At 70.2% G+C, this 17,031-nt stretch carries 17 protein-coding genes; 9 read left to right on the forward strand and 8 right to left on the reverse strand.

Annotated features, from left to right (window positions below; all coding sequences use genetic code 11):
* The 4 genes from QSG27_RS02775 to QSG27_RS02790 form a co-directional block, all read right to left on the reverse strand.
* Positions 1 to 807, reverse strand: a complete 807-nt coding sequence (locus tag QSG27_RS02775) for a polysaccharide deacetylase family protein (protein ID WP_306703623.1) — start codon at positions 805 to 807, stop codon at positions 1 to 3.
* Positions 808 to 1,017: 210 nt separating this feature from the next.
* Positions 1,018 to 2,163: a glycosyltransferase family protein gene (locus tag QSG27_RS02780; protein ID WP_306703624.1), complete on the reverse strand. Its 1,146-nt coding sequence runs from the start codon at positions 2,161 to 2,163 to the stop codon at positions 1,018 to 1,020.
* A gap of 20 nt (positions 2,164 to 2,183) precedes the next feature.
* Positions 2,184 to 2,639 (reverse strand): cyclic nucleotide-binding domain-containing protein, encoded by a 456-nt coding sequence (locus QSG27_RS02785; RefSeq protein ID WP_306703625.1) that lies wholly within the window; start codon positions 2,637 to 2,639, stop codon positions 2,184 to 2,186.
* Positions 2,640 to 2,667: 28 nt separating this feature from the next.
* The gene (locus QSG27_RS02790) at positions 2,668 to 5,307 is read right to left on the reverse strand and encodes an ABC transporter ATP-binding protein (RefSeq protein ID WP_306703626.1); all 2,640 of its coding nucleotides are present in this window, start codon (positions 5,305 to 5,307) and stop codon (positions 2,668 to 2,670) included.
* A gap of 193 nt (positions 5,308 to 5,500) precedes the next feature.
* Between QSG27_RS02790 and QSG27_RS02795 the strand changes: the two genes are divergently transcribed.
* The 6 genes from QSG27_RS02795 to QSG27_RS02820 are packed head-to-tail and all read left to right on the forward strand — an operon-like array spanning position 5,501 to position 10,711.
* A complete protein-coding gene (locus QSG27_RS02795) occupies positions 5,501 to 6,733 on the forward strand; it encodes a glycosyltransferase family protein (protein ID WP_306703627.1) in 1,233 nt (410 codons plus the stop codon).
* A complete protein-coding gene (locus QSG27_RS02800; RefSeq protein ID WP_306703628.1) occupies positions 6,730 to 8,004 on the forward strand; it encodes a glycosyltransferase family 4 protein in 1,275 nt (424 codons plus the stop codon). Before QSG27_RS02795 ends, QSG27_RS02800 begins: the two co-directional genes overlap by 4 nt.
* A 41-nt stretch (positions 8,005 to 8,045) precedes the next feature.
* Positions 8,046 to 9,026 (forward strand): sensor domain-containing diguanylate cyclase, encoded by a 981-nt coding sequence (locus QSG27_RS02805; RefSeq protein WP_306703629.1) that lies wholly within the window; start codon positions 8,046 to 8,048, stop codon positions 9,024 to 9,026.
* Positions 9,027 to 9,057: 31 nt separating this feature from the next.
* Complete coding sequence (locus QSG27_RS02810) at positions 9,058 to 9,816, forward strand: glycosyltransferase family protein (protein WP_306703630.1); 759 nt, start codon at positions 9,058 to 9,060, stop codon at positions 9,814 to 9,816.
* Positions 9,756 to 10,130 carry a glycosyltransferase gene (locus tag QSG27_RS02815; RefSeq protein WP_306703631.1) on the forward strand — a complete coding sequence of 125 codons (375 nt, stop codon included), beginning with the start codon at positions 9,756 to 9,758 and terminating at the stop codon, positions 10,128 to 10,130. The genes QSG27_RS02810 and QSG27_RS02815 overlap by 61 nt, the downstream gene beginning before the upstream one ends.
* Entirely contained in the window at positions 10,127 to 10,711 is a 585-nt protein-coding gene (locus QSG27_RS02820; protein ID WP_306703632.1) for a histidine phosphatase family protein, read from the forward strand. The genes QSG27_RS02815 and QSG27_RS02820 overlap by 4 nt, the downstream gene beginning before the upstream one ends.
* Positions 10,712 to 10,838: 127 nt before the next feature.
* Here the strand turns inward: QSG27_RS02820 and xth are convergent, their stop codons facing one another.
* Entirely contained in the window at positions 10,839 to 11,633 is a 795-nt protein-coding gene (gene xth / locus QSG27_RS02825) for an exodeoxyribonuclease III (RefSeq protein ID WP_306703633.1), read from the reverse strand.
* 15 nt (positions 11,634 to 11,648) lie between these two features.
* On the reverse strand, positions 11,649 to 12,332 hold the full coding sequence (locus QSG27_RS02830; RefSeq protein WP_306703634.1) for a fumarylacetoacetate hydrolase family protein: 684 nt from the start codon (positions 12,330 to 12,332) through the stop codon (positions 11,649 to 11,651).
* A gap of 387 nt (positions 12,333 to 12,719) precedes the next feature.
* Between QSG27_RS02830 and QSG27_RS02835 the strand changes: the two genes are divergently transcribed.
* The gene (locus tag QSG27_RS02835; RefSeq protein ID WP_306703635.1) at positions 12,720 to 13,226 is read left to right on the forward strand and encodes a MarR family winged helix-turn-helix transcriptional regulator; all 507 of its coding nucleotides are present in this window, start codon (positions 12,720 to 12,722) and stop codon (positions 13,224 to 13,226) included.
* Positions 13,227 to 13,304: 78 nt separating this feature from the next.
* Here the strand turns inward: QSG27_RS02835 and QSG27_RS02840 are convergent, their stop codons facing one another.
* Positions 13,305 to 14,066: a gamma-glutamyl-gamma-aminobutyrate hydrolase family protein gene (locus QSG27_RS02840; RefSeq protein WP_306703636.1), complete on the reverse strand. Its 762-nt coding sequence runs from the start codon at positions 14,064 to 14,066 to the stop codon at positions 13,305 to 13,307.
* Between the two features lie 126 nt (positions 14,067 to 14,192).
* Complete coding sequence (locus QSG27_RS02845) at positions 14,193 to 15,698, reverse strand: alpha/beta hydrolase (protein WP_306703637.1); 1,506 nt, start codon at positions 15,696 to 15,698, stop codon at positions 14,193 to 14,195.
* Between the two features lie 247 nt (positions 15,699 to 15,945).
* On the opposite strand from QSG27_RS02845, the gene QSG27_RS02850 reads away from it, so the two are divergent.
* Positions 15,946 to 16,146 carry a hypothetical protein gene (locus QSG27_RS02850; RefSeq protein ID WP_306703638.1) on the forward strand — a complete coding sequence of 67 codons (201 nt, stop codon included), beginning with the start codon at positions 15,946 to 15,948 and terminating at the stop codon, positions 16,144 to 16,146.
* 388 nt (positions 16,147 to 16,534) lie between these two features.
* The gene (locus tag QSG27_RS02855) at positions 16,535 to 16,933 is read left to right on the forward strand and encodes a MarR family winged helix-turn-helix transcriptional regulator (protein ID WP_306703639.1); all 399 of its coding nucleotides are present in this window, start codon (positions 16,535 to 16,537) and stop codon (positions 16,931 to 16,933) included.
* Positions 16,934 to 17,031 lie beyond the last annotated feature (98 nt).

Below are 17,031 nucleotides of genomic sequence, written 5' to 3' on the forward strand. Positions count from 1 at the left end.
TCAGCGGGCTCCTTCGGCAACGAACAGGGCGTCGGCGCCCGGCCAGCGGGCCGCCGGATGGCGGCGGGTCACGGTCAGGAAACGCGCGGTGAAGGCCCAGGTTTCGCCGTCCATCACCAAATGATGAGTCAGCAGGCCGGTGGGCTCGCCTTCGTCCGCTTGACCCAGCCGGCGGGCGCGCAGATGGGCGACCGCCATGCCCAGCGACTCGGGCTCGCCCAGGAAACGCTTGCCGTCCTTCCAGGCCACCGGGTCGATGTGCGTATTGACACACATCATGTTGACGGTTGACACACATTTCGGCCCGAAAACCGACAAGCCGGTGAAGCCCGCATCGGGCAGCCCAGCCGTCACGCCCGGCGCGATGCGGTTCCAGGGCGGCACCAGAACGGGCAGGGCGCGCGGCCCGAAGAGGCGGTCCAGCACTCTCCATCCCTCCGCCAGTTCGGCCAGCACGGCGGCGGCGGGCCGGTCGGCTCCCAGCTCCGCCTTCTTGGCGGGGGGAACGGCGTGGTCCCTGTGCGACCAGCCGTGCTGAAGCACCGCGACGGCGGGGGCCGTGTCCAACGCCGGGGCGAGGGAATCCTTTGCGTGTGCCGGAATGACGGCCAGGGCCAGCGGCGCGCCGGTTTCTCCGGACAGGGCGATCATCCGGGCCAGTTCCGGAGTCGGCTCGACGGCGTCGTCGTCGCGCCACCAGAAGCTGGCGGTGCGCCCGGCGGCGGCCCAGGCGTCCAGTTCGGCATCCAGCGCGTCCCAACCGGCGCGCGGCGGGCTGTCGGAAGGGGCGGTTGCGGTCACGGTCATCGCCTGTTCTGTTCCCTCTCCCCTCCGGGGGGAGGGTTGGGGTGAGGGGGGTGTGCTGTTGCCGGACGTTCCGCCTTGCGCAACCCCCTCACCCTCCCCTCTCCCCGGAGGGGAGAGGGTTAAAAGGGCAGCGAACGCAGATGGCCAAGGCCAGCATGGCCCCCGCACCGGGAAAATCCAAGCGTCTCGATTGGTTTAGCGGCTGTTTGGTCAGCGGTTGGCCACCGCGTCCCGCAGCAGGCGGGCGGTGGTGGCGGCACCGTCCAGCCGGAGGGCGACGGCGGGCGGCGGGGGCAGGGCGAGCGCCCGCGCCACACCCTCGGCCAGCGTCCGCGGCGTCAGGGTGGCTTCCTCGACCACGGCCAGCCGGCCCCGCTCCTCCAGCAGGCGGGCCCGAATGGCCTGCTCCGTCTCGCTGCCGGCGGCGAAGGGGACCAGCACCGCCCGGCAACCGGCCTGAAGCACGTCCAGCACCGTGTTGTAGCCGGCCTGGCTGATCGACAGGCGGCAGCGGCGGAGCAGGGCGGGGAAGTCCGGCCGCGCCCGTTCGACCAGCACGCCGGGCGGGGCCTCGGCGGCGAGCGTGCGGAACGCCTCCTCCGGCACGTCCGGCCCGGCCAGCAGGCGCCAAGGTGTGTCAAGTCCGGGGCCGGTTGACGCACGCAGGGCCAGCGCCGCCCGCAGCAGCGGCAGGCCGACCGCCCCGCCGCCCACCGACACGATCACCTCGTCCGTCCCGTCCGCCCTGTCCTCCCCCGCCGGTTGCGGCGGGGCGGCGACGTAGCCGGTGTAGCGGATGCGGTCGGCGATCCGTTCCGCCGCGGGAAAGGTCGCCCCGAAGGGGATCAGGCCGGGATCGCCGTGGACCAGCACATGGTCGAACAGCCGTTCCACCACCGAAACGGTTTCGTCCAGCCGCTCCGGCCTCGCCTTGGTCACCAGGATGTCGCGCACCGAACAGGCGGTGACCGCCCCGGCGGCCTTCGCGGCCTCCAGCAGGGGCAGAAGCTCGAACCGGAAGGCGCGGCGCCCGAAGGGGAAGGACTCGACCAGCAGGACGTCGGGCCGCACCCGCGCGACGGTGTCCAGAACCGCCGCGCGGCGCCGGGCGCGCCAGGCGTCGTCGATGGGCCGGCCGTTTTCGTCCAGCAGGGTCTTGAAGGTGCCGTCGGCGGCGCGGGCGGGGGGAAGCTGGACGATCTCCGCCGCCGGGCCGTAGCCGATCCCCGGCACCGGATGCCCGCCGCGCAGCACCGTCACCGCCGCGCCGGTCCCGGCCAGCCCGCGGGCGATCAGCGCGGCGCGCCGGTCGTGCCCGATGCCCAGCAGATGCTGGACGTGGAAGAGGACGCGCATGGCCGTTCGGACCGGGCGGTTCAGGTCGCCTGGGCGGCCAGCACCTCGCGCAGGCGCATGGTCGTCTGCTCCAGACGGTGGGCCAGGGAGCGCATGATCTCCAGCCCCATCTGCGGGAAGTCGGCGATCATCTGAAGGAAATGATCCTTGGGCACGCACAGCGTTTCCAGGTCGGTGCGGGCGCGGACGGTGGCGGTGCGCGGCACGTCGCACAGGATGGCGATCTCGCCGACGATCTCGTTGGACCCCAGGGTCGCGACGGCCAGCGGCCCGCCGGGGCCGGTCACGACCACCTCGGCCTCCCCGCGCAGCAGGATGTAGGCGCAGGTGCCCATCTCGTCCTGCTGGAACAGGACGTCGCCCGCCCGGAAGCTCAGCCGCTCGCTGGTGAAGGCCAGAAGCTTGAGCTTGGAAGTGTCGATGTTGGCGAACAGGGGAATCCTGCGCAGGCAATTGACTTCTTCGGCGATGCTCATGCCGTCTGCCTCCTCAACGCCGCCGGCTTCACTCGGCGGACACCAACTCGTGCAACAAGGTGCCGGGCTTGTTCAACTCGTCGAAGCGGCCATGCTCGGCGATTCGCCCATCCTTCATAACAATGACTCGCTCGAACGCCCGTGCCAAGCCGGCGCGGTGCAGAACCCACACAAGACCACACCCTTTGCGTTCGCCGAGGATCGCGGCGTGGACCTTGGTCTGGCTGCTGGTGTCCAGGCCGCTGGTCGCCTCGCTCAGCACCAGAAGGTCGGGGCGCTTCAGCAGGGCGCGGGCCAGCGCCGCCTTCTGGCGCTGCGCGGCGGACAGGCGCGACCCGGCCACCCCCACGGGATGGTCCAGCCCGACCTCCACGATGGTGTCGCGCAGGTGAAGCTGGTCCACCAGCTCCGCCACGATGCGGCCCACCTTGGATTGCACCTGCGCCTGCCCGTAGACCATCCTCCCGAACAGGATGTTGTCCTGGATGCTGGCCGCCGCGTTGTAGGCCGCCGGGTCGAAGAAGGCGACGGCGTGCTTCAGGTCTTCCGGCAGGTCGCGGGCGAAGAGGTGCCGCGCCTCCAGCAGCTTCCTTTCCAGCTCGGGCGTCATCAGGCCCAGGCGGTGGCGGGCGCCGATCAGCTTGAAGGGCAGGGTCATCAGCCGGGTCCGCTCCTCGGGCCGCAGCGCGCCCAGCCCCTCCTTCGCGGTGCGCGCCAGGATGGCCTGATAGTCCGGCAGCTCCGCGAAGCCGATGAAGGAGAAGCGTTCGAAGAACTCGTGGCCGGGCGGCAGGCCGGCGAACAGCTCCACCATGGTCTCCGCCACCTTGTGGCCGGTCTCCAGGATGGTGCCGGTCAGCCCCACCTTGTCCAGCACATGCAGCATGTAGGGGTTGGAAGCCAGCGCGTCCGTCTGGAATATGGGGCCGACCGGCGTGCCGAACAGCAGGTTCTCGGCCAGCGTGGCGTTCGCGGCGTAGCGGTCGGGGTCGAAGCGCTCCACCAGCCGCCCCAGATCCGGGTTGTTCATCATCATCGCGCGCATGGCCTCCCGCGCTTCCAGCACGCGGGCGGCCACCTCGGGGCGCTGCTCCGGATCGACGGTGCGGTTCAGCCCCATCCCGTACACGTCGTCCTGCAGCGACACCATCGTCACCACGCGCAGGATGCGGGCCTTCAGATCCTCCGGCCCGTCGCAGCCGGCGGCGGCGTAGTCGATCCAGTCGGCGTGCACGTCGTCGGTGGCGTTGCCGGACAGGATCGACTCGGTCTGCCGGTCCTTGCGCCGCGCCGCCGCCTCACCGCTCTCGCCGTTCTCGCGCAGGGGGCGGTGGCGCAGCCCGTAGACGAGATTGTCGTACAGCGAGGCGGCGAACAGGTAGGGGGTGGCCCCGACATAGGCGGCGCGGCGCCCGGTCACGCTCTCCGGCAGCTCCGCATAGTCGCGCTCGCCCAGCCGGATCTGGCCCGACGACGGCAGAAGCACCCGCGCGGCGAGCTGCGCCAGCTCGTCCCGTCCGGAGCCGACGCCGATCAGCGCGGTGTGGCCGTCCAGCGGGATGTCGCAGGTCACCCCCTCCAGGATCGCCGACCCGCCGTCCTCCCCAAATCCGACGTTGCGGAAGGCCAGGGCGCCGGTGAACGGCACGTCCTCCTCCTCGCGCAGCAGGCGTTCGGCCAGCAGGTCGGGGACGTGGAACTGCTCCACCACCTGCTCGTACTTGATCCGGTTGTCCTCCTTCTGCTGGTACCAGTCGAGAAGTTCCTTCCAGGGTGCGGCCAAGTCCTTGTAGGCGGCCAGCACCGCGACCAGCGCGCCGAAGGAGAGCTGGCCATGGATCACCAGGTAACCGCCGATGGAATAGAAGAAGAAGGGCGTCAACTGGTTTATGAAATTGTTCAAGAATTTGACAAAAAACTTTCGTTGGTAAATCTCGAAACGGATGCGGTACACGTCGCCCAGGCGGTGGCTGAGATCGGCCAGATGCCAGGACGCGGTGTCGTGGGTGTGGACCTCCTGGATGCCGGACACCGTCTCGCCGATGCGGTCGGCGATCTGGCGCATGGCACGTACGCGCTGTTTGCCGAGCTGATTGACCTTGCGTTGCAGCCGCGGAATGAGCCAGCCTTGGAACGGGTACAGCGACACCGCCGCCGCTCCCAGCACCGGGTCCTGGATGAAGATGAAGGCGATGTAGACCAGAAGGGTGCCGCCCTGGAACACCGGGATGGCGATGGCGTCGCCGATGAAGCCGCCCAGCGGTTCCACCTCCGCCGTGATCATCGGGATGATCTCCCCCGGAGACATCTTGCGGAACCGGGGCAGGGGAAAGCGCAGGACGCGCACGTAAAGCTCGTACCGCAGGCGGCGCAGCATCCGTTCGCCCAGCCGCCCCTTGTAGGTGTTGATGACGTACTTGAAGCCGCCGTTGACCAGCACCAAAGTCAGGAACAGCCCGCATAGGACGAACAGGTAGCTGACCTGGTCGAGATGGAAGCCGAGAAAGGACTCGGGCAGCTTCTTCCCGGCGATCGCCTCGTTGACGATCCGCTTCGGCAGGTCGAGCGAGGCGTAGAGGAACGGAAAGGACGCCAGGGTCATCAGGGTCAGCACGATCTGCTGACGGACGCTGTGCCGAAGGATGAATCGGAAAATGCTGGATTCCATAGCGCCATTCTACGCAAGGGGACGCCGGTGCGGGGAGCAGGCAGACACCTTACCCCCACTGCCGCTCTGCCGCTGAGGATATGGTTCGCCTATACGCGGTCTGCCGCAATCGCGACGGCGGTATGACGCGCATCCGTTGATCGGCCAAGCCGTGGCCGGACACAAGAGGCCAATCGGGAGAGGTGGGAAGTCCATGAGCGAACGTCCGACCTCGGGCCGCGTGCTCATCTACAGCCACGATACGTTCGGCCTCGGCCATCTCCGCCGCTGCCGGGCCATCGCGCATGCGCTGGTGGAGCGCTACAGCAACCTGTCGGTGCTGATCCTGTCGGGTTCGCCCATCGTCGGCAGCTTCGACTTCCGCACGCGGGTGGACTTCGTGCGCATCCCCGGCGTCATCAAGCTGCGCAACGGGGAATACACGGCGCTGAACCTGCATCTGGACATCGACGAGATCCTGGCCATGCGGGCCTCGCTGATCCGCCACACGGCGGAGATCTACCAGCCCGACCTGTTCATCGTGGACAAGGAACCGCTGGGCCTGCGCGGCGAGGTGCGGGAGACGCTGGAGCTTCTGAAGGGCCGCGGCGTGCCGCTGGTGCTGGGCCTGCGCGACGTGATGGACGAGCCGGCCCTGCTCGCCCCGGAGTGGGAGCGCAAGAAGGTGCTGCCGGCGCTGGAAAGCCTGTACGACGAGATCTGGGTCTACGGCCTGCCGCAGATCTGCGACCCGCTGGAGGGCATCGAGGTGCCCCGGTCGGTGCGCGACAGGATGGTCTACACTGGCTACCTGCACCGCACCGTGCCCTCGGCGGTCCCCCACGGTCCCGGCCTGCCGGACGAGCCCTACATCCTGGTCACCCCCGGCGGCGGCGGCGACGGGGAGGCGCTGGTGGACTGGGTGCTGCGCGCCTACGAGAGCGATCCTGGCATTCCCTACCGCGCCGTCCTGGTGTTCGGTCCCTTCATGCAGCCGGACCTCCAGGCCGAGTTCCTGGCCCGTGCCGAGGCGCTGCCGAACGTCGAGGCCACCGCCTTCGAGGCGCGGATCGAGCGGCTGATGCAGGGCGCGGTCGGGGTGGTCGCCATGGGCGGCTACAACACCTTCTGCGAGATCCTGTCCTTCGACAAGAAGGCGCTGATCGTCCCGCGCGAGGTGCCGCGGCGCGAGCAGACCATCCGCGCCGCCCGCGCGCAGGAGCTGGGTCTGGTTTCCGTCCTGATGGACGACGGGGTGCGCGACGCCGCGGCCATGGCGGCGGCGCTGCGCCGGCTGCCCTGGCAGGCGCCGCCCTCCTCCGTCGTGGTGCCGGGCCTGCTGGGCGGGCTGGAGAGCGTCAACCGCCTGTCGGCCCGCTACCTGCCGGAGCCGTCGTCCGCGCCCGGCCTTCCCGAACGCCAATTGGCCGCCGGGGGCATGGCGTGACCGTCGCCGTCATCGTCAAGGGCTGGCCCCGCCTGTCCGAGACCTTCATCGCGCAGGAGGTTCTGGGGCTGGAGCGGCGGGGCTTGCGTCAAGTCATCGTCAGCCTGCGTCAACCGACCGACAAGGCGGTGCACGAGCTGAACCGCCGGGTGACCGCCCCGGTCGTCCACCTGCCCGAATATCTGCATGGCGAGCCGGCCCGCCTGCTGCGCGCGCTGGCCGCGGCGCGGCGCCGGCCCGGCTGGCGGACGGCCCTGGGCGCCTGGATGGCCGACCTGCGGCGCGACCCCAGCCGCAACCGCGTCCGCCGCTTCGGGCAGGCTTGCGTGCTGGCGGCGGAGCTTCCGGCGGACGTGACGTGGCTGCACAGCCATTTCCTGCACACCCCGGCCAGCGTGGCGCGCTACGCGGCGTTGCTGACCGGCCTGCCCTGGAGCTTTTCCGCCCACGCCAAGGACATCTGGACCTCCCCGGAGTGGGACCTGCGGGAGAAGCTGGCGGAGGCGCGCTGGGGCGTCACCTGCACGGCGCTCGGCCTCGCCCGCCTGCGCGGCCTCGCGGCGGAGCCGGAGCGGGTGGAGCTGCTCTACCACGGGCTGGACTTCAGCCGCTTTCCCGCCGCGCCGGAGGCCCGGCCGGCGCGCGACGGCGCCGACCCCGCCGATCCCGTGCGGCTGCTCTCGGTCGGGCGGGCGGTGGAGAAGAAGGGGTTCGACCTGCTGCTGGACGCGCTGGCCCGGCTGCCCGCCGGGCTGCATTGGCGCTGGACCCACATCGGCGGCGGCGACCGGCTGGCCGCGCTGAAGGCGCAGGCGGCGGCGCTGGGGCTGGACGGGCGGATCGACTGGCAGGGGGCGAAGGCCCAGGATGCGGTGATCGCCCAGTACCGCCGCGCCGACCTGTTCGTCCTGCCCTGCCGCACGGCGCGCGACGGCGACCGCGACGGGCTGCCCAACGTGCTGATGGAGGCGCAGAGCCAGGGGCTGGCCTGCCTGTCCACCCGGGCCGCGGCGGTGGCGGAGCTGATAGAGGATGGAGCCACCGGCACGCTGGTGGAACCGGACGACCCCGCCGACCTTTCCGCCGCTCTGGAAGCGTTGATCGGCGATCCCGCCCGCCGCGCGGCGCTGGGTGCGGCGGGGGCCTTGCGGGTGCGGCGGGACTTCGGCAGCGACTCGGGAATCGATCGGCTGCACGATCGTTTCACAACCGAAAATAGCCAAACGCGGCTTGTGCCATTTGGGGGATGCTGTGCATTGCACGGCGGCTGACAACGGGATAGAGTGCGGCTTTGCTCCACTCTCGCGACGTCATGTCGACCCTGTCCGCCTCTTCCGATCCGGAAATCCTCTCCTTTATCGATTTCGACGACGACACCGACGCCGTGGCGACCAGCCACGAGCTGTCGGTGACGCGCAGCAAGCTGGGCGACCTGCTCGACCTGCTGCCCGCCGGGCTGCTGATCCATCAGGAGATGGGAATCGTCTTCGCCAACCAGGAGGCCGTGCGCATCCTGGGCCAGAGCGGCGACGCCCTGGTCGGGCGCCACTTCCTCGACTTCGTGGAGGAGTCCGGCATCGAGGACCAGCGCGACGCCTTCCTGAGCTGTCTGCGCGGGCGGGAGCTGGTGCGGTCGAAGGACGGGGTGATGGTGTCCACGGACGGGCGGCGGACCTGCGTTCAGGTCAGCATGTCGCCCCTGCCCTGGGAAGGGCTTCCGGTCATCTACGTCCTGATCACCGACGTGACGGCGCTGAAGGAGTCGGAGGAGCGGCTGCGCCAGCTCTCGATCACCGACTCGCTGACCGGCACGTCCAACCGCCGCCATTTCGTCGAGGCGGCGGAGCAGGAACTGGCCCGCGTCCGCCGCTATGGCCGCCCGGCCAGCCTGCTGATGCTCGACATCGACCATTTCAAGAGCATCAACGACACCCACGGCCATGCGGTGGGGGACGAGGCGCTGCGGGCCTTCACCGCGGCCTGCCGCGGTCTGCTGCGGGAGAACGATTTGCTGGGCCGCACGGGCGGGGAGGAGTTCGCCATCCTGCTGCCCGAGACCGACGTCGCCGGGGCGCGGATGGTGGCGGAGCGCATCCGCCGCCGCACCGCGGAGCTGGCCGTTCCGGCGGGGGCGGAGACCGTGCGCTTCACCGTGTCGATCGGCGTGGCCTGCTGTGCCGCCGGAACGCGCGGGGTGGACGCCATGCTGTCCAGCGCGGACGAGGCGCTGTACCGCGCCAAGGCCGCCGGGCGGAACCGCGTCATCTGCGCGCTGGAACCGACCCCCTTCTGAGGCTTTTTTCCTTCCTGCCGCCGGGGCCGGCATGCGCATCGCCTTCTACGCGCCGCTGAAATCCCCCACCCACCCGGTGCCCTCGGGCGACCGGCGCATGGCCCGGCTGCTGATGGCGGCGCTGGCGGGTGCCGGGCACGAGGTGACGCTGGCCTGCACGCTGCGGAGCTGGGACGACGGGCGCCGTCCGGGCCGGGCGGAGCGTCTGGCCGCGCTGGGCGCCCGCTGCGCCGACCGCCTGACGGCGCGCTGGCGGGACGATCCGCCGGACCTGTGGTTCACCTACCACCTGTATCACAAGGCGCCGGACTGGATCGGACCGGCGGTCAGCCGCCGTTTCGGCATCCCCTATGTGGCGGCGGAGGCGTCCTTCGCGGCCAAGCGCGCCGGCGGGCCTTTCGCCGCCGGTCACCGCGCCGCGGAGGCGGCGATCCGGCAGGCCGCCGCCGTGGTCAATCTGGCGGGTCACGACGCGGACGGGGTGCTGCCGCTGCTCGGGTCGCCCGACCGGCTGGTGCGGCTGCGGCCCTTCCTCGACACCCGGCCTTTCGCCATGGCGGCGGCGGAGCGCCCCCGGCACCGGGCGGTGCTGGCGGAACGCCATGGGTTGAACCCGGACGTTCCGTGGCTGCTGGCGGTCGGCATGATGCGCAGCGGCGACAAGGAACGCTCCTACGAGATTTTGGCGCAGGCCCTCTCTCCCTCCCCCGCGTTGCGGGGGAGGGAGTTTTGTTCCTCGGCCAGCAGGATTCGGCGGACCTCGCCGCGCTTTGCGCCGCCGCGGATCTGATGGTCTGGCCGGCGGTCAACGAAGCCTACGGCATGGCCCTGCTGGAGGCCCAGGCCGCCGGGTTGCCGGTCGTGGCCGGGCGCACCGGGGGGGTGCCGGACGTGGTGCGGGACGGGGTGACCGGCCTGTTGCCGCCGGTGGGCGACGCGGACGCCTTCGCCGCCGCGGTCGCCAGGCTGCTCGGCGACCATGAGATGCGCCGCCGCTTCGGCGAGGCCGCGCGCCGCACCGCCGCGGCGGAGCATGATCTGTCCGGCGCGGTGGAGGCGCTGGACGCGGTGGTCCGGCGGGCCGCGCGGAAAGGGAGCCCATGACCGACCTCATCATCCTGCGCCACGGGCCGACCGCCTGGAACGCCGCGCACCGTCTCCAGGGCGGCATCGACGAGCCGCTGTCCGACGAGGGCCGCGCCCGAGTCGCCACCTGGAGGCTGCCGCCGGACGCGCTGGGCTACCGCTGGGTCGCCAGCCCGAAGCGGCGGGCCTGGGAGACGGCTTTGCTCCTCGGTCTCGACCCCGCGCCGGAACCCCGTCTGGTAGAGATGGGCTGGGGCGACTGGGAAGGCCGCCTGCTGGAAGAGTTGCGGGCCAGCGGCGCCCTGACCGCGGACCGCGAGCGGCTCGGCCTCGACTTCCGGGCGCCGGGCGGGGAAAGCCCGCGCGACGTGCAGCGGCGGTTGATGCCCTGGCTGGCGGAAGTGGGCGCGCGGGGCGTAGCGACCGGGGCGGTGGCCCACAACGGGGTGATGCGCGCGCTCTACGCGCTGGCCACCGGCTGGGACATGGTCGGCAAGCCCGCCCATCGCCTGATCGACGGCTGCGCCCATCGCTTCCGGATCGCGGAGGACGGGACACCGGTGGTGGTTGCGATGAATGTATCCCTGGTCGCGGTGTGAAAGTGGGCGCCACAAAGACACGAAGACACAAAGAACATCACGAAGAGAAATTATAATCGCTTTGTGAAAACCTTAGTGTCTTTGTGTCTTCGTGGTAAATAGAGCCCCCTTTGCAGAACCTCGCCCATCACACGTCGAGATCCACCATCACAGGAACATGGTCGGACGGCTTCGGCTCCCAGCCGCGGGCCTCGCGCAGGATGCGGTGGCCGGTCAGCGCGTCCTTCAGCGGCGGGGTGACCCAGATGTGGTCCAGTCGCCGGCCCCGGTCCGAGGCCGCCCAGTCCTTCGCGCGGTAGCTCCACCAGGTGTAGAGCTTTTCCGTGGGCGGAACGAAGTGGCGCACCGCGTCCACCCAGCCGATGGACGCCTGCATCGCCGTCAGCTTCGCCACCTCCACCGGGGTGTGGGAAACGATCTTCAGAAGCTCCTTGTGGCTCCAGACGTCGTTCTCCAGCGGCGCGATGTTCAGGTCGCCCACCATGACCATGCGGCGGTCCGGGCTGCGCCGGGTCGTCCACCACTCGGTCATTTCGTCTACGAACTGAAGCTTGTGGGCGAACTTTTCATTCTGTTCCGGATCCGGAATGTCTCCGCCCGCCGGGATGTAGACGCTGTGCAGCTCGATGCCGCCCGGCAGTTCGGCGAAGACGTGGCGGCAGTCCTGCTTGCCGCACCAATGCTGCACGTCGCGCGACGCGAAGGGCAGCTTCGACAGGATGGCGACGCCGTTGTAGCTCTTCATCCCGTGGACGTGGGCGTGGGCGTATCCCTTCTCGGCCAGCGGGGCCATGGGGAAATCCGCGTCCACGACCTTGGTTTCCTGAAGGCAGACGACGTCCGGCTGCGCCTCGTCGATGAGGCGCAGCAGCAGGTCCATCCGCATGCGGACGGAGTTGATGTTCCAGGTGGCGATGCGCATCCCGCGATTCCGGCGTCAGGCGATGGTGACGGCGATGGTGCCGACGCCCTCGACGGCGCCTTCCAGACGGTCCCCGGCAACCACCGGGCCGACGCCCTCCGGCGTGCCGGTGTAGATCAGGTCGCCCGGCTGAAGCTCCACCAGCCCCGACAGGTAGGAGATCGTTTCGGACACCGACCAGATCAGGTCCGACAGGTCGCCCTTCTGGCGCGGTTCCCCGTTGACGGACAGCGTCACCGCGCCTTTGTCCGGATGGCCGATGTCGGCGGCGCGGCGCAGCGTGCCGCAGGGGGCGGAGCGGTCGAAGCCCTTGCCCATGTCCCAGGGCTTGCCTTCCTTCTTGGCCGCGTTCTGCAGGTCGCGGCGGGTCATGTCCAGCCCCACGGCATAGCCGTAGACATGGTCCAGCGCGCTTTCCACCGGGATGTCGCGCCCGCCGGTGCCGATGGCGACGACCAGCTCGATCTCGTGGTGCAGGTTGGCGGTCCGGGGCGGGTAGGGGATGGCGGTGCCGTCGGCGACGATGGCGTCGGCGGGCTTCATGAAGAAGAACGGCGGCTCGCGGTCCGGATCGGCGCCCATCTCGCGCGCGTGGGCGGCGTAGTTGCGGCCGACGCAGTAGATGCGGCGGACCGGGAACGGATCGCCGCCGGCGACCGGAACGGTGGGCTGGGGCCACAGGGGAATGGCGTAGGCCATGGCGCGCCTTTCTTTCGGATGGGGTGCGGTTCGGGCATCCACCCTACCGGAAAGAGCACCAGAAAAAAGCCCCAGCCGTGGGGCCGGGGCTCTTGCACGGTGACGCCCGGCCTGGGGGGGACCGGGCGTCGGAAGCTCCATTGTTGGAGCCCACCTGCGGCAGGGGAACGAACCGTCGGCGGGCAACCGCGCCGGCATGCCTGTTTCCGGGGGGGCCGGGATGTCAGGAGCACGGTCACTTCGTAAGGTAGAGGTGGAGCCGCATTCCGGCGGAACCAATGCGTAACGGGAATGGGTGCTATGCAAATGAGGCGGATTGTATGGTTCTTGCTGACAAAAGCGGCACCTGCCTGCATTTTACACGACCAATAGACAAGTCAATAAACGATGGCTTTCACGTTGACCGACATCGACCGTCCCACCCCCGCGGACCGGCGCACCCGCCAGCGTCCCAGCAAGACCGGAAAGATGGCTCTCGGCCCCTTGCCGGAGCTGGTCGGCTACAATCTGCGCAAGGCGCAGGTGGCCGTTTTCCAGAGCTTCCAAAACGCCGTGGCGCCCCACGACATGACGCCGGGCCAATTCGGCGTGCTGATCATGATCAAGGAGAACGAGGGCCTGTCGCAGTCCGATCTGGGCTCGGCGGTGGGCATCGACCGTTCGACCATGGTCGCGGTCATCGACCGGCTCGAGTCGCGCGGTCTGGTCATCCGGGCGCCCTCGCCCAACGACCGCCGCTCCTACGCGCTCCGCCTGTCCCCGGAAGGGGAGAAGCTGCTGGACGAGCTGATCCCGCGCATCCAGGCCCACGACAAGGCCATGGTCAAGGATCTCTCGGCGGAAGAGCAGGCGCAGCTCATCGACTTCCTGCGCCGCATCTCGCGGGCCGGCTGAAGATAGGGGGCGTGCCCGTTTCCTGGGCACGCGGGACCCGCCGACTGTTGACTTAATCTATTGTCCTGAAACGAACTTTCAGGAATGGCGCCGCCGTGCCCGATCGGCGGCGGCGCTTCCGAAGGCGCGCAGGATCGCCGCCGACAGCGGGTTCTCCCAGAACCGCCATTCCGGGTGCCACTGCACGGCCAGCGCGAAGGCCGGCGCCCCCGCCACCCGGACCGCCTCGACCAGCCCGTCCTCCGCCATCGCCTCCACCGCCAGCCCATCGGCCAGCCGGTCGATCCCCTGCCCGTGCAGGGAATTGACGGTGACCTCCGCCGCACCGCCGGCCAGCCCCTCCAGCACGCCGCCCGGGGTCAGGCGGACGCTGTGCGCCGGCCCGTACTGCACGGTCAGCGGCGCCTGCTTGTCTTCCCGGTGGTTGGCATAGCCCGGCACCTCGTGCACCCGCTGGTGCAGCGTGCCGCCCAGCGCCACGTTCAGCTCCTGGAAGCCGCGGCAGATGCCCAGCAGCGGCACGCCCATCTCCAGCGCGGCGCGGATCAGCGGCAGGGTGGTGTCGTCGCGCTCCGGGTCGTGCAGGGTGCCCGGCTCGCTGGGCGACCCGCCGTAGCGGTGGGGCTCGACGTTCGACGGGCTTCCGGTGATCAGCAGCCCGTCGAGCTGGCCGGCCACGTCGTCCATGTCCAGCGCCGTCCCCAGCGCCGGGATCAGCAGCGGCATGCCGCCGGCCCCGTCCGACACCGCGCGGACGTACTTGTCGCCGACGACGTGGAAGGGATGCTCGCCCATCATGCGGGTGCAGGCGGGAACGCCGATCAGCGGTTTGCGAACCATGGAGATGCACTCCCGAAGGCAGGACCGCCGGCCCGGTCCGGAAAGTGGGGGATGCCCGATTATGCGCCCCGGCTGCGTCCCGCACCAGCCCGCCGCACCGGAGGCCGAGGCGGTTTCCGGGCGCCTTCAGGGCGGCTGGAAGCCCGGCGGCTTGGATGCCGCGGGGCAGGCGTTGGCGGGCAGGCTTTCCGACTCCACGAACTGGGTGGCGGCGGCGACGGCGCAGTCGTCCGACGCGGTGACCAGATGGCCGGCGCTGCGGAAGACCAGATGCCGGCTTCTCGGCAGGGTCGCCGCGGCGCGCTCCGCCCATTCCGGCGGGGTCAGCGGGTCGTAGGCGCCGGACAGCAGCAGCACCGGCACCGGGCTGGCCACCGGCAGCCGCTCGAACGCCTCCTGGGCGGCGGCGGGCCATTGGGCGCAGACGCGCCGCCCGGGGTCGTCGGCGGTGACGGCGCCATAGGGGGCGAAGCGGCGCGCGCCGTCGGCCAGCCGCAGCGGGTCGGCGGGGTTCACCGTCTCGCGGCATTCGATGGAGAAGGCCATGCCCTCCGCCGAGTCGGGGTCGCCCAGCCAAGGGGCGGGCACCCAGTCGGACAGGCGGTCGTACCGCCCGCGCCACGCCCGCTCGATCAGGGCGGGCAGGCGGGGGATGCTCTCGCCCTCGGCCATGGTTTCCAGCAGGGCCGACAGGACGGCGGCGCTGTCCAGCCGCAGCCAGCGCGGCATCCCCGGGTCGCCGGCGGGAACGTCCAACGGGGCCTTGCCCAGCCGCTCCACCAGTTCCAGAAGATGGCGTTCCAGGTCCGGATAGGCGGCGCGGCAGGCGCGGTTGGCCGCGCAGTCGTCGAACAGCCGCCGGAAGGCCCGGTGGACCAGCCAGGGCGCCTCCTCCGTCGCGTTCACGTCGGGCGGGTAGATGGAATCGAGCACCGCCGCGCGCACCCGCCCGCCGTGGCGCCGCAGGATCTCCAGCGCCACCCGCGTGCCGTAGGACACGGCGAACAGGTTGACCCGCGGCGCCCCCAGCGCGGCGGCGACGTCCATGGCGTCGTCGGCGGCGGTGGGGGTGGTGAACATGGCGCCGTCCAGCCCGTTGGCGGTGAAGCGGTCGCGGCAGGCGGCGATGGCCGTGCGCTCCAGGGTGGCGCGGCGGTCCCGCGACACCGGGCGCGGGCGGGGCGAGGCGCCCAGCACGTCCAACTCCGGGCAGTCGGTGTCCGGCTCCGCCCGTCCGGCGCCGCGCGGGTCGAACAGCACCACGTTGCGGGTCCGGCGGAACCCGGCGGTCAGGGACCACCAGACCTCCATCCGCTCCTCCACCGCCTCGCCGCTGCCGAAGGGGGAGGCGCCGGGGCCGCCCTCCAGGAACAGGACCGGATCGGGGGACGGCTGCTTGGCGGTGGACAGCAGGACGACGACCGGCAGGCGGAAGGCCCGCGTCGCGGGACGGTCGCGCCGGTCGGGCACACCGACGGTTCCGCACAGCGCGGCCTCTCCCTCCGGCACGGAGAACCAGCAGGGGCCGGGCACGAAGCGAGGGTCCGCCTGCGCCGGCTGCGGGGCCAGCGTCATCGCCAGCAGGGCGGCGGCAAGGGGGCCGAACCACCGATGATGGGCGCGTCTCGTCACGCGGGTCGTTCGTCCTCAGCAGCGGAAAGGCGGGCGGAAACCGGGCGGGCGACGGCCCCACCACCTTCGATGCATTCTCTTTGACCCAGCGGGGCGGGCTTGTCCAGGGCAAGACGGCGGGTTCCGGACCCACAGCCGTGGCGGATGGGCCACAGTGGGCGGTCCAAGGCGACACGGTCTTGCGCCGGTCTTGACGGAAAACATCCGATAGCGGATTTGTTTCTTCTCTGCAAAAAGGAGAGGAGCCATGCAGACCTTGTGGAACGCCCTGCTGCGGCGGTGGCTGGATGCCGAAGGCGGGGACGCCGTGGCGGAGACGCTGAGCGGCCACCTGCGGCGCGATATCGGGCTGGACGGAACCGAAGCGGGTTTCCTTCCGGTTCAACACATCCGGGAGCGGAACCTTTCGGATGCCCGGTCATTTTTGACGTTGCAAGCGTATCGCTGACAGGCGATACCCGATCCTGCGGCTCCCGCTGGGACCGCGACCTTTTTCAACCTACGGAGACCACGATGAAAGCCATCGTACCCACCACCCCGAATCGCCGACATGGCGATTGGTCCATCCATCCGGCGATGCGAGCTACCGGCTCCCTTCTTCAACCCACCGCCCTGGGCAGAGCGTTCGAACGTGAATTCCGGATATCGAGAGGAAGCCATGTGTGTCTTTTTGGGATTTTGCGGCCGTTCTGTCTTCGTTGAGCACGCCCACTGGGCCTCTCCGGATCGTTTTTTCGACGCCCGGCGGGATAACGGGGAATTCGTGATATGGCTTGGACGCCTGAACATCATCTACACACCGGCCCGATGGGGGCCTCGCTCCGGGAGGGTCGCTGATGCCGGCCCACGTTCGCCCTGACGAGGTGACCACCGTCGTCCATGTGCTGGAGGCGTTTCGCAAGCTCGATCCCGACCTGCCGATTCAGTATGCGCTGTCCTTCATGACGATCGCGCAGAACGAAGGGATTTCCATCGGCGAGCTTGCGGAACGCCTGGGCATCGCCCAATCCTCCGCGTCGCGCAACGTGGCCGCGCTCAGCCGCTGGCACAGCTTCGGGAAGGCCGGGCTCGACCTCGTCCAGGCCCAGGAAGATCCGCGCGAACGCCGCCGCAAGATCGTCACGCTCACCGACACCGGCCGCGCGTTCCTCGACGAACTGCGCGCCATCGTGAGCCCTGCCTCGAACCCAGGGGTCCACACCCCGTCCGAACCGCGCCGCGCCCGTTCGGCCTGATGGCGTTCGGCCTGATGGCGTTCGGCCTGATCGCCCTGTCCGTCAGCGGCGCTTGACCGGGGTGGCCTGTCCTGCCACACCACCCCCGGACACACCGA

The sequence above is a fragment of the Azospirillum isscasi genome, assembly GCF_030849505.1.
In the GTDB taxonomy this organism is placed as follows: domain Bacteria; phylum Pseudomonadota; class Alphaproteobacteria; order Azospirillales; family Azospirillaceae; genus Azospirillum; species Azospirillum isscasi.